Consider the following 12,100-nt stretch of genomic DNA (forward strand, 5'->3'; position numbering starts at 1 on the left):
GATTCGGGTTTAACGGTTCAGATCGCGATGAAGCGCGCGTCGCCGGCCTTTGACGTAGGGGTCGCCGTGTTCGTCGCGGTATTCGCGTTTGAGTTCTTCCTTGTCCATGCGCAAACGGCGCTTCCTCAGCACGTGCTGCATGGCATAGTCGGCTACCGCGGGCGCGGCCTGCGAGAGCGCAACCAGCGCGAGCAGACGGGAATGGCTGAGAGACGCGAGCGCAAGCTGGGATAGCGGATCGAGCGAATACGCCGGCTCGATCTGCACGAGCCATTCTGCCGTCACACGCCAGGCCACGAAGATGAGCACGGCGAACTGGAACAGCATCAGTACGGTCTCGAACGCGACCTTCAGGCCGAACAGATTCTTCAGCCCTTCCACCGGGTTCAGACGCTTGAGATCGGGCGCGATCCGCCTGAACGACACGAGTCCACGCGTTTGAACGAGTTCAGGTATGACGTTGGCAAGCATGCCGGCACTGAGCATGATCAGCGCTCCCTTGCCCGGTTCGAGCAGCGCATTCAATACGGCCTTGAACTGCCACGCGAACGAACGGCTGGCGTCCAGTCCCGACACGGCGTCGATCATGTGGATGAAACCGGAGAACGTGTGTGGCGCTTCGAACGCCAGCAGCAGCCACCACAGCGCGGCGCTCATCGCGGTGCTTAAATGGGCGCTTTTCGCAATGTCGCCGTCGGTTTGGGCGCGCAGCAGTCGGCGAGGCGTGGGCTTCTCGGTTTTGTCGCTCATGTCGACCGGTGCCTCCTATTCGAGATTCAGCGAGACGGCGAAGATGCGCGCGAGTCGATCGAGGATCGCTGGAACGCACGCCATCAGCGCGAAGGAGAGCACCATTGCCTTGAACGTACGCGCAGTGGAAAACGGATTGAGACGCTTTGCATGCCGCGACGCGAGTCCGAGCGAAACGTCGGCGAGCAGCATCAAGGCGAGTAACGGGGCCGAAATCTGCAAGCCCTGCGCTAAAGACTGCGGCAAACGCGTTTCCGAGAACATGGCGAGAAGGCGCGCGAGTCCACCGGGATACGGACCGCCCGGTGGCCAGATCGACCACGCGTCGGCGAAGACTCCGCACAGTGCGACAAGACCGTGGCCCGTAAAGAGCGTGAACGCCGCGAATTGAGTGAAAAGCGTTTGAAACGCGGCGGATTCCTGCTCAAAGTTCGGGTCATAGACCGCGCCCACGCTATAGCCGCCTTGTTGATCGAGGATGGCGCCCGCCGTGGAGGCCGCATGAAAGACGACGCCGAAACCGAGTCCCAGCAAAAGACCGATGCCAGCTTCCATGACGCTTGCCGCAAGCGGTTCGTGCGGCAATCCCGCTTGCGCGGGCAGCACCGCGAAGATCAGCACGAGCGGAGCACGCAGTGTCACACCGAGCGCTCCGTCGTTACCAAACGGAATCAGGGCGAGCGCCACGGCTGGACGAATCATGCAGAAGGCGAAGCCGCTCAATTGATCGAGGATGTTCATGGTCAATGCGTGCGGCCCAAGGCGATCATCGTGAAGATATGGCTCAAAAGACGCGCGACTTCCCGGTTTGCCCACGGCGCCGTCACGATCAGCACGAGTCCGACGCACACGATCTTTGCACCGTACGGCAGACTCTGATCTTGGATCTGCGTGACCGATTGCAACAGACCGAGCAAAAGACCGACCGCGGTCGCGACGGCGAGCATTGGCAACGAAAGCCAGAACACGAGCAACAGCGCGTCGGTTGCGAGCGAGGTAAGGGAAGGAAGCGAATTCACTTGGCGTAACCGAGAATGAGTGCATGCATGAGTCTGGGAATGCCGGAGGCGGCCACCAGCACGAAGAGCTTGAGTGGAATGGAGACGGTGCTCGGCGAGAGCATCATCATGCCCATGGCGGTCAGCACGTTCGCGACCACCAGATCGATGACGAGAAAGGCGATATAGAGCAGGAAGCCCGCTTCGAAGCCGCTCGAAATCTCGCTGATCAGAAACGCCGGAACGAGCAGCGTGAAGTCGCTTTCTTGCGCGTCGCGAGCGGGATCGGTGCGCTTTGCCGCGTCGAGCAGGAACGCACGTTCTGCCGGGCGCGAGTGCGCCAGCATGAATTCCCCGAGCGGTCCACGAACGGCGTCGATCATCTGCGGGAGGGGCGGCAATTGCCCGCTTTCGACGCGCTCGTCGAGGGAGAGCGCGTCGCCGATAGCGTGCAGGGTAGGCGCCATCACGACCAGCGTTGCCGCGAGCGCGAGACCGGATATCGCCAGATTGCCGGGCGCTTGCTGCACTCCGAGCGCGGAGCGCAACAGCGTAAGGACGATGCTGAACTTCGTGAACGAGGTGCACATGATGACGACGAGCGGCGCCACGCTCAGTAGAAAGAAGACGCCGACGAGCTGCAGTTGCCCGGTTTGCGCTCCGATCATGACGCGACATCCGGATGGGCGGATTGCAGCACGCTCGTGATCCGCACGGCCAGCACATCGTCTATGTTCACCAGTTCTCCCTTGGCGAAGGGCAATCCCTGGCACAACAGCGTGACCGAGCGCTCGCGCACCGAAAGCTGCAGCGACACCAGCGAACCCTGTCGCAAGCGGCTGAGTTCGTATAAGGACAGGCGCATCGAGCCGATCACGGCGTCGAACGGAAAAGTGAGGGCTTCGACCGGAATGAATTCGCTGGTCAGTTCGGATGGCTGATTGTCTTCGTTGAGAATGGGGCGATCTAGCACGATCTGATCTCCAAGAGTTTTCAAGAGAATGCGCTGCGTGCCGTTGCGAAGGGGCAAGCGCAGGTATTGAACCGATTTGTCGAGCACCAGCGCATCACCGGCGCGAATGCGCCGCAAACGCAAGAGCGTGAGCGTTGGCCCGGCGACGCAGACCGGAATGCTGACGACGATCTGGCGCGCAAGCGCTCTCGAATTGCACTGCGGATCAGGCTGGCGCCGCAGCCAGCGATCCACCGCCTCGCAGTGAAATGACAGGCTCGCCGTGCGTCCGCTTTGGACGTGCGTAAGCGCGAGGCCATAGGCGCCCGGCGCGGGCGACGCGTCATAGGAAACGCCGGTTACATCGAGCGCGAAGCCGAATGCGCCTTCCAGCGCGCAAAGCCAGTCCTCGCACGCGTCGGCAATCAGCTTGTGTGCGAGCTTCCCGGTCTTTTCCAGACTCTGACGCGAAAGTTCGGGGATAAGCGCCCGCGCATCCAGATCGAGTACCAGCGGCTGACCGCAGGCCATGCCGTGAAGACGCAGCGGATAGTGCGCGCGACATGGCTCGAACGCGAGCGTGTAGCGCCGATGGCCGACGCTCACTGGCACGTCGGCGCCGAAATGCAAGGCAGCGATGTTCTGCCGCTCCGCCTGTTCACGTGTGAGCCGTTCGAGGCCGGCGAACGGATTCATATCGCGGCGCCCCCGTTCGTGGCATTGCACGCGATCCAGCCGGCCGGCGTGGCATCGCGGGAGAGGACGTCGAGCGTGTCGCGCAGTCCTTGCTCGATGACCTCGAATTGCCTGAGAAGACGGTCGTCCAGGCGCGTGTATACGTCGAGCACGGCGGCGATCGCATCGCGGATGCCGCGTTCGAGTGCGGCGAGCTGCTGCCGCAAGCTGCCATCGATTACGCCGATATCGGTTTCGACCACGCACGAACGCGGCGGCAGATCGGCGTCGCCAAGAACGGTGATGAGCGTCAGGCCCAGCTCGTCTTCCATCGCGCTGACTGCTTGCCTGGCTTCCTCGTAATCACATGCCGAGACGCGCACGGAGAGCGGCCGTTGCCCAGGCGCCGCTTGCAAACTGCGGCGAAGTTGATTCGGAAAGATCGCGCCGGCAGGCATGTCGCCGACGACGTCGCGTACGGCCTCGACGACGATCTTCACGAGGCGATCGTTCAAGCCACGAAGCGCAAAGGCGGCCGCGGCGGCCGGCATGGCGAGGTCATGCACCGCCGCTGCGCGGCCCGCGATGAAACCGCGTGCGAGCGCCTGCCGTCTGACACGCCGGGCGCGTTGCGCGAGGTCGGCTGCCTCTTGCCTCGCGCGTTGGGCATTCAAGCGCTGCAGCGCGGGCAGGTCTTGCAGCAAGGCGAGATCGTTGGCGCAAATATAGCCGTCCGATTCGACCCGCCAGTCGGAAACTCGCCAGATCAGCATGGCCGCCTCTCTGTGTCGAGGAGTTGCAGTGCATCGCCGATCAATTCCAGCGCCGCTCGCGCCGACACGAAAGGCAGGCGCCATTGCGCCGCGGCCGTGGCGTACTCGCAGGGCAGACGCACTTTCATCCACAGCCGTTGTGCGTGGCCGCTCGTCGCGCGCAGTGCGAGCGCGATCCCGGCTATGCACAGGCTGCGCCGGTTGAAGAAGTCGACAGGGGAGTCGAGCCTCAGGTCGGGCTGCTCTCCGCGCCGATGGCACTGGAGCCGCGCGAGCGGCGGCAAGCCCACCGCGCCCGAGAACTGCGTGTGCGCGGCGGCGCTCACGAGAAGGCGCAGCGAGCGCGCGCACGCCAGCGCGGCGCACAGGCGCAAGAGTCGTCCGCATGCCGGGCGCGCGAGCGGCGCGGCGAACCACGGCAATTGCTTGGCGCCGGCCTCGGCGAGCGTCGGGAAGCGCGCGAAAAGATGCAAGGCGGCTGCGGCGCGGGCGCGCTCGCTGCGTGCGGGCGTGGCTCGTCCGCACCAGCTGTGATGCGCCCAGCCTGCGACGTCGAGAATGGGTAGGGATTTCATGTGCGGTCTTCGCGAGAATGGGAGGAGTCGTTGGCGGCTGCGCCCGGCTTCGGCTTCGCCGGCACGGCCTGGCGGGTCCGCCGCCTGAAAAACGTCACACCGGGTATGCGTATCCGCGGCAATGCGCGAATGCCCGAATCCCACACCCAGACGGCCAGGATCAACAGCAGCGCCATGACGGTCAGAACGATGAGGACACGCTCGACCTTGCGCTGATCGGCAAGCGGTGGCGGACAGTGGCCCGTCTGCGCGCACAGATCGATTTGCGTGACGACCGGCATGACGGGAACGAGCGTCACGTAGACCTTGTCTTGCGTGAGCCCCTGCACCGCGCCGGCGACGAGCGCGCGGATCTTCTCGCGCATGGGCTCGAGATTCGCGTCGCTGCGATATCGCACCATGACAGACGCGCTCGGCAGCATCGGGGGGCCGAGTAGCGGATCTCGCTGCGGATCGACGATATGCACCCGCGCCACCAGCACGCCGTCGATCGTTTCGAGCGTGGCGGCCAATTCTTCGGTGAGACCATAGACGTAGCGCACGTGGTCTTCTTCGGGGCTCGAGATCAATCCCTGGCGGCTGAAGAGTTCACCGAGATTGGCATGACTGGCGTGGGGCAAGGCATACGCGCCGGTCAGCTCGGTCGCGGTGACGGCTTCGTCTTCATCGACGGATACGGTCCACGTCTTGTCGGCGTTGCGCTCCTTCGAGCTCTCGACACCGTGTTGACTGAGGACCGCGACGATGCGGTTGGCCTGGTCCTCGTCCAGCCCCTCGTATAACGAGGTCTTGCATGCGCCGAGCAGGACGAGCGGCAGAAGAATGAGCGCGCGACGCATTACGTTCTCTGAGTGATGGATTGGATGGCGCTGCCTACGCTCTGGGCAAGATGCGACAGCGTAATCAGCGTGACCGAGTAATCGCTGACGGCGGCTTGCAGCGTGAGCATCTCGCCTGTCGTAAGCGGCCGTCGGCGGGTGGGATCGAGCAACGCGCCGAGGGGCGCGGCCGCTCCTTGCAAGGCGAACTGAGCTTGCTCGGCAAGGCGCGTGATCCCTTCGCCTCCCGTGCCGGCATCCAGTTGCGCCGGTGTGGCGGCGATCGCTGGCGGCGTCGCGTCGACCTGAAAAGATTGGATGGCAACTGCTTGCGAAAGCATCATCGTGAATATTCTTGGTTGGACAGGAAAATCCGGCGCGCGGGAGCCCCCGCATTGGAGGCCCCGCCGGTGTGTGCGTTGGCTTACTTCGTGTTCTGCGCGACGGATTTGTGTGTTTCCGCCAGGCTGCTCAAGATGGACGTCCCTTGTTGCAATGAAGACGTGTACTCGCCGACCTTCTTCTGCATGTCGAGCATGCTGGCGCTGCCCACGCCTCCGGCTCCGCCTTGCCCTCCTTGACCGTTTTGGCCGCCTTGCGCGCTCTGCGCGCTAGCGTCTTGCTCCGATTGATTGATCGACTGGGCCTGCTGTTGCAGGTTTCGCTTGACGGCGTCCGCCACGCTTCCGAGCGACAGCGTGCCGTCGGGTGCGATCATGCTGCCGCCCTGGGCGCCGCCCATGCCATAACCGAACATGGCAGGGGTGTAACCGATATTTGCCGCTTGCATCGACATATTCTGCTTTCCTATATAAGTGATGGCGCGCTAAAAGGATCGTGCAGACTCCATGAACCTTCGTGCGGCGCGCCGACGCGCGAAGGGCAGCGCACCGGTAAGGGGCTGTCGGGTGCGGGTCCGGCGGCGTGAGCCGCTAGCAGGACTTGCCGAAACTCGTGCGTTGTGCAATCAGGACATAGATGCTTCCGTCATCGCGAATCACCGATGCGCCGCATGGGTCGATTCGCTCGATCCGTCCTATCGACAGATGCGCTCCCGCGAAATATCGGGCTCCTTGCTGGTCGGCGAGCCACGCGGCGTGCGGAGAATTCAGCAGATTCAATCCGAGCGCTTCGAGCGGAACACGCACGGGGCCGCTGTTGTTCTCGTGACCGTCGAAGCGCAACGCCTCTAATCCATCCACCTGTCCTTGCGCGAGCCGGTCGACCCGCGCGTAGTCCCATGACTCGGGTTGCAGATAGGCGTCCGCTGCGGGAAGTGTCGCGACGAACACGCCGGGCCGTTCGCCTGCACGCAAACGGACGCCGCGGTAGTACTTGTCGAGAAAATCGCTCAGTTGCTCCAGCATGCTGTTGATCACGGCGACGCGCACACGCACCGCGCCGCCGCGTGCGCGCGCGACGAGGGAAACGGCGCCAAGGTCGGCGGCGGTCTGTACGTAACCCTCGTAAACACGTGCGCCCGTTGTCTGATCCGTGCGCTGGCGAACGTTGCGAAAGGCGGGCTCGTCCAGAGGCGACGACCGTTTTTCTGAAGGTCTCGGAACAAGGTTATTCAGGCTGTACAGCAACGCGAATCCGAGCGGCACGACCGCTATCGCAAGCCATTGATAGCGAGGTATGCGCGCACACTTCCTTCGCAGCCACGTAAATGGCGCGTGAGCAAGGAGCCATGCAGATTCCGCGCTTTTCATGGCCTGGTCGGTCGTCGGGGCGCCGTTACTGAACTGCAAGGCCGTCTCGCCCAGCCGGAATGTGGCACCGTGGCGCAACTGCGTTCGGGCGCCCACTTTGAGCGCTTGCCCGAATATCGCGATGTCGGCGTGAGCGGCATGCAGTTCGAGCCTGTTGCCGTGCAGTCGGACGCTCGCGTGATGTGGCGCGATGCCGGTATCCAAAAGGATCAGGTCGGCGTCGGCCGCGCTGCCGATTTGCAAGTCGCGGTCCGCCGTCAGGGCGATGCTCGCGCCCGCATGCAGCCCGGAGGCGACGAAGAGTCGTGCGTCGGTCATTGCTTGCTCCCTTGCGATGCATGCGCGGCATTGCGTGGAGTGGCAAGCTGACTGGCCGGCAGTGGCGGCAACGGAGGAAACTCCGCATCGGGCAAGGGCGGCCGCGGATAGTCCTTTCCGGTGATCGCCGAGAGAGCGGGCACATCGTCGACGGAGAGTTCGGCCGGCGCCGCGGCGTCCGCTTTCAGCCGCTTCAATCGCGGCGTGATGAGGACGAGCCGCTCGGTGCGATCGAAAGATGTCTGCTCATCGCCGAACAGCGTCCCGATGATCGGAATGTCGCCCAGGATAGGGACTTTCGATCCGCTCGTTTGCGTATGCTCGTATTCGTAGCCGCCGATCAGCAGGCTCTCGCCATCGCCCACTATGGCCTGAGTGATGATCGAGTTACTGTTGACGCGCGGTATGCCGTCAACCGACGCGTCGCCGTCGAAGGAGCCATCCTCGATCTGCACGCTGAGAAGAATCCTGCTGTGCTCGCCGCCGCCTTGCTCGACAGTGGGCGTGACCTTGAGCGTAAGTCCCGTGTCTACATTGAATAGATTGGCATCCTGATTACCTGCCACGCGAACATAAATGGAATTGTGCGACGACAGGACTGCCTCGGCGTTATTGAGCGTTAGCACGCGAGGACGAGACAGGATGCGCGCGCGACCGGTTTTCTCAAGCGCGTGGATCTGCTCGTAGAGGAAGTGCGCGGAATTGCCGATCAACGTCGTCAGCGTGAGTCCCGCATCCACGCCGAGGGCGACGGACGACGCTCCCGGCAGGGCAGGCGCTACGGAACCACGCGTGTTTGACTGGCGGCTGGATGAAGCCCCAGCGCCCCAGCGGACGCCGAGTTCCCTGGCGGCATCGCTCGACACATCCATCACGAGAGCCGAGATTTCCACGAGATCCTGCGGCCGGTCGAGCATGGAGATGGCCTTCTCGTAGGCGGGCATCATCGCCGGTACGTCGTACACCACGACCGAGTTCGTGCGCGGGTCCGCGACGATGTTGCGCCTTGCCGGCGTCACGGCGGATTGGGGAAGTTCCGCCGGACTGTCATCCACCGAGGCATCTTGTGCGGTTTCCGTGAACCCGGGCACGCTCGGTAAAGGCGGAATCCCCCTGGCCGTGCCGTGCAGGCTATCCGGGCGTCCGCGAGTGTTCGTCGCCGCCGGTCTCGCCACGCTCGTGTTTCCCATCAGCGTCCGGAGCAATGAAGCCACGCCCGCGATGGTCTGCTGACGATTCCCCGAGGTATAGGTGATGTCCTGTGCCTGGGTATAACGCAGCGGAAACACGCGTATCTGTGTCTGTTCGAGCGTCTGCTGCGGCGGCGGCAATTGCTCCTGGGCTTTGACGATCGCATTGGCCACGGCATCGACGTATCGGGACGGGCCGGTGACTTTCACGCTGTCGCCCGAGAAATGCAGAGGAAGATGCGGATCATCGAGATCGAGGTTGCGCAGCAGGGCGCTCACCGCGTCCCCCGACAGCGGCGCGAACCCGATCGTGCGGCTTTGCACGTCTTCGGTGGTGGTGATGTGGATCGTCTGGCCGTCGAAATACCAGACGAGCCCCCACGCTTCGACCAGCGTGCGAAACACCGAGGAAGGCGCTTGCTCGAACACGCCGTTCACGTTGCCGCGCACCGTGCGTGCAATCTCCAGACGCAGGCCGCCCGCGCGCCCCACGTCGTTGAGCACATCCGCAAGCCTGGAATTGCGCGCGACGTAGCGCATCGGCGCGCCTTGCCATGCAGGCTGTGCCGCATTCGCGAGCGGGTTTTGCAACACAAGACATAAATAAACGAGATGACGTGCGGCCTTGCCCGTCCGGTTGCCGCAAGTCATCGGCCGGTTTTGCGTCTTGCGCCAGTTCGTGGTCATTCAAAGTCCTATGCCGGAATATCGGGTTGCGTTATGACGAGACTTTAAATGCGCGACGAACGATTAAGGTCCTATAGATGTACTACATATTGGCTTCGGAAAAGAGGCAGTATTCCCATCGCAGGTGTGTGCTTTGCGTTTCTCAGGAAATTAAAAAGAGGTTGGGAATACATGAACTACGAAAAATATGAATATCGAGATAGAAGATCGAAGCCTTTGTTAAATGCCAAGTGCACATCATCTTGCAGCAGATCGTGGCATGTGCCCGGGTAAGCGCCGCCCATGGTTACAAACCGGTATTGCGATTTCAGTATGAAGCTTGTCACGCCGCGTCAGCGGTCTATTCGGATCAACGGTTTCGCGACCTGCATACGCCTTGAGGAGGTCTATTGGGCAATCATCGAACTGCTGGCGCGTCAGGAATGCGTGACGGTGGGAAGACTACTTTCGAGATGGGCGATGGAAATGGATCTCGGGTTCGACACGGTTAAGAATTTCACCGGCTATGTCCGAGTGGTTTGTGTTGTTCAACTCGTAAGGCAGGCGGGCACGCTTGATCCGGGAGTTAAGAAAGATCTGTCCAATGCCATTCAGGCAACGCTGTGTCCATGAATAAATCCGAGGCACATGGGAGGTGATATGTAATTCGAAGGAAACTCGATATCTAAATTGCATACCAAACGCGCGCTTTACGCGCAATTGGTTTTAACTCTATTTATGGGATTCGATGATGCTCGTGAACAATAATGGTTCTGCTTTGGCGATGACGCCAATTTTCGATGATGGAGTCGTCGCGGGAGCGGCGAATAACGCGGCTATCGGAGGCGCCGCGAATACCATCGACGCAGCGACTCCGCTAGGCGGAGGCTACGCTCTGATCCACATTCCGGATGGAGCGCAGGCGAACGATCTTGGTGCTCAGGGTATCGCGCCGTTCGGCATGGGCAACGCCGAGTCTGCAGCCGGTCCGTATCCGGACGCGGATAGCGGGCCTTCCGTCGTTGCCGATGCGGCCGACGCGGCCGCGCCATATTCCCCTTCGGCGGCCAACGGCACGATGCCTTTGGGACAGCAGGCGGACGGCGCAGACGCGGGCAGTGCGGCCGAGGCCACTCAGGCGGCTCAGGCAGCGCAAGCGGCGGCGGCTCAGGCAACTCAGGCGGCCGAGGCGGTGCAGGCAGCGCAGGCAAACTCCGCGACTCAGGCAGCCCCGACAACCCAGGCCGCACCGACGACCCAGGCCGCACCGACGACTCCGCAACCGGACACGCAAGGAGCACAAGCCGCGCTCGGTGGTTTGAGTTCGCTGCTCGGCGGCCTCGCGCAGCCATTGAGTAGCTTGCTTGGCGGCCTCATGAAGAACCTGGGCGCAGGCGGTGGTGCTGGTGCAGGCGGTGGCGCAGGCGCAGGCGGTGGTGCAGGTACAGGTGCAGGTACGGGCGGCGGTGGCGCAGGTGGCGGCGGCGCGACGCCTGCACTCGCTGGCAATACTCCATCCGCGCCTGCGCAGGCCGATAATGCATCCCTGGCAACGGCCGATACGGGTGGCGATGCCGCGGCTGGCGATGCGGCATCTGGCGACAGTTAAAGGTAAGGGCTGGTAACACTAATCGACGTAGGCGCACTGCATCGCGATGCAGTGCGCCTTAAGCACCACATTGCCACAGCCCTACCGTTGCGACTTTCGCCGACAGCTCGACTCGTACGCAATGCTCCTGTTGTACGAAGATCGACGCGTTAATCGCATTTGCTTTAGGCAAGCGCGACCTTGATCAATTCGAGCGGCGCCAAGCTCCATTTTGCCTCGATAGCCTAAGAGCTCAATCCTCTCACGGATAAATTCCGTCATCCTAACAATTAGAGTAAGAGACGCTTCGTGCTCGGCGCGTGTCCATCGCTTTCAATACCCAGTCATTTCCCACGGCGATGCCGGCGATTCATATTGGAGTCACCGTGCGCCAACGCGGTCATGCCACGAATTCACCGCCGCGAAGTAGGGCGTTGCAACGCGAGGCGGCATATCCTTGGTCAACGAAAAATGGAGGTCATCATGGATACGAACACACAACCCATCACCGGTAAGGAATCGCTTTGGGGCGACTATCAGCCTTCGCAGAGTCAGCTCAAGCTGGTCAACGCGAGTCCGACTTTCATCTCGGACATACATACAGCGAGTGATCGGATCGATAGCGGAGCCTATAAGCCCATTGCGATCAAAAGCGACTCAAGAGTGCAATTCGACCTGGTCGATAAGCGCGTCGTTCTCACGCCTGACTTTCTTAATTGGGAAGACACTGAGCAGATGGGAACCTTGTCTCACGAACTGGGCCATTTCCTCGACGATCCCGCCGAGAGGGCATTTGCGAAGGACTATGGAGTCAATCCGCGTGATCCGGACGCACACAATCAGGCGGCGACGCTCTTCATAAGAGCCCAAACGGTGGCGGAGGCCAATCAATGGAAAATCGCCCGGGAAGTCGAGCAGAACACAGCGACGCCCGGCAATCCAGGGACCAAGCTCAGTGGCAGCGCATCGGCTTGGACTGGCCCGGAGTTCGATGCGTTGTATGCAAAGTATCGCGACACTGGGCTCACGGATTCGCAACTTCAGCATCGGCTCACGACGAGCGTCATGGGTACTTACGCAGGCAC

At 62.2% G+C, this 12,100-nt stretch carries 15 protein-coding genes; 3 read left to right on the forward strand and 12 right to left on the reverse strand.

Going from position 1 to position 12,100, the window contains the following annotated elements:
- Nucleotides 1-9: 9 nt before the first annotated feature.
- From NCR98_RS16375 to sctC, 12 genes are all read right to left on the reverse strand, one after another.
- A complete protein-coding gene (locus NCR98_RS16375; RefSeq protein WP_250526674.1) occupies nt 10-750 on the reverse strand; it encodes an EscU/YscU/HrcU family type III secretion system export apparatus switch protein in 741 nt (246 codons plus the stop codon).
- Nucleotides 751-765: 15 nt separating this feature from the next.
- Nucleotides 766-1,491, reverse strand: coding sequence for a flagellar biosynthetic protein FliR (locus tag NCR98_RS16380; protein ID WP_250526675.1), 726 nt, complete (start codon nt 1,489-1,491; stop codon nt 766-768).
- Between the two features lie 2 nt (nt 1,492-1,493).
- Nucleotides 1,494-1,769 (reverse strand): type III secretion system export apparatus subunit SctS, encoded by a 276-nt coding sequence (gene sctS / locus NCR98_RS16385; protein WP_250526676.1) that lies wholly within the window; start codon nt 1,767-1,769, stop codon nt 1,494-1,496.
- Nucleotides 1,766-2,416, reverse strand: a complete 651-nt coding sequence (locus NCR98_RS16390; RefSeq protein ID WP_244828249.1) for an EscR/YscR/HrcR family type III secretion system export apparatus protein — start codon at nt 2,414-2,416, stop codon at nt 1,766-1,768. Before NCR98_RS16390 ends, sctS begins: the two co-directional genes overlap by 4 nt.
- Nucleotides 2,413-3,396, reverse strand: a complete 984-nt coding sequence (locus NCR98_RS16395; protein ID WP_250526677.1) for a FliM/FliN family flagellar motor switch protein — start codon at nt 3,394-3,396, stop codon at nt 2,413-2,415. The genes NCR98_RS16390 and NCR98_RS16395 overlap by 4 nt, the downstream gene beginning before the upstream one ends.
- Nucleotides 3,393-4,148, reverse strand: a complete 756-nt coding sequence (locus NCR98_RS16400; protein ID WP_250526678.1) for a FliH/SctL family protein — start codon at nt 4,146-4,148, stop codon at nt 3,393-3,395. Before NCR98_RS16400 ends, NCR98_RS16395 begins: the two co-directional genes overlap by 4 nt.
- A complete protein-coding gene (locus NCR98_RS16405) occupies nt 4,142-4,723 on the reverse strand; it encodes a hypothetical protein (protein WP_250466919.1) in 582 nt (193 codons plus the stop codon). Before NCR98_RS16405 ends, NCR98_RS16400 begins: the two co-directional genes overlap by 7 nt.
- Nucleotides 4,720-5,562, reverse strand: coding sequence for a type III secretion system inner membrane ring lipoprotein SctJ (sctJ, locus tag NCR98_RS16410; RefSeq protein WP_250493340.1), 843 nt, complete (start codon nt 5,560-5,562; stop codon nt 4,720-4,722). The genes NCR98_RS16405 and sctJ overlap by 4 nt, the downstream gene beginning before the upstream one ends.
- The gene (locus NCR98_RS16415; protein ID WP_250466923.1) at nt 5,562-5,885 is read right to left on the reverse strand and encodes a hypothetical protein; all 324 of its coding nucleotides are present in this window, start codon (nt 5,883-5,885) and stop codon (nt 5,562-5,564) included. Before NCR98_RS16415 ends, sctJ begins: the two co-directional genes overlap by 1 nt.
- Nucleotides 5,886-5,965: 80 nt before the next feature.
- Nucleotides 5,966-6,337 carry a hypothetical protein gene (locus NCR98_RS16420; RefSeq protein WP_244828241.1) on the reverse strand — a complete coding sequence of 124 codons (372 nt, stop codon included), beginning with the start codon at nt 6,335-6,337 and terminating at the stop codon, nt 5,966-5,968.
- A gap of 136 nt (nt 6,338-6,473) precedes the next feature.
- Entirely contained in the window at nt 6,474-7,571 is a 1,098-nt protein-coding gene (locus NCR98_RS16425; protein WP_250526679.1) for an FHA domain-containing protein, read from the reverse strand.
- Nucleotides 7,568-9,448: a type III secretion system outer membrane ring subunit SctC gene (gene sctC / locus NCR98_RS16430; RefSeq protein ID WP_250526680.1), complete on the reverse strand. Its 1,881-nt coding sequence runs from the start codon at nt 9,446-9,448 to the stop codon at nt 7,568-7,570. The genes NCR98_RS16425 and sctC overlap by 4 nt, the downstream gene beginning before the upstream one ends.
- 312 nt (nt 9,449-9,760) lie before the next feature.
- Here sctC and NCR98_RS16435 point away from each other — a divergent pair, with 312 nt between their 5' ends.
- The 3 genes from NCR98_RS16435 to NCR98_RS16445 form a co-directional block, all read left to right on the forward strand.
- The gene (locus NCR98_RS16435) at nt 9,761-10,060 is read left to right on the forward strand and encodes a ribbon-helix-helix domain-containing protein (RefSeq protein WP_250493343.1); all 300 of its coding nucleotides are present in this window, start codon (nt 9,761-9,763) and stop codon (nt 10,058-10,060) included.
- 151 nt (nt 10,061-10,211) lie between these two features.
- Complete coding sequence (locus tag NCR98_RS16440) at nt 10,212-11,036, forward strand: hypothetical protein (protein ID WP_250526681.1); 825 nt, start codon at nt 10,212-10,214, stop codon at nt 11,034-11,036.
- A gap of 462 nt (nt 11,037-11,498) precedes the next feature.
- Nucleotides 11,499-12,100: hypothetical protein (locus NCR98_RS16445; protein WP_250526682.1), on the forward strand; the 602-nt coding region annotated here is incomplete at its 3' end.

The organism is Caballeronia sp. GAWG2-1 (assembly GCF_023631405.1).
Lineage (GTDB): Bacteria > Pseudomonadota > Gammaproteobacteria > Burkholderiales > Burkholderiaceae > Caballeronia.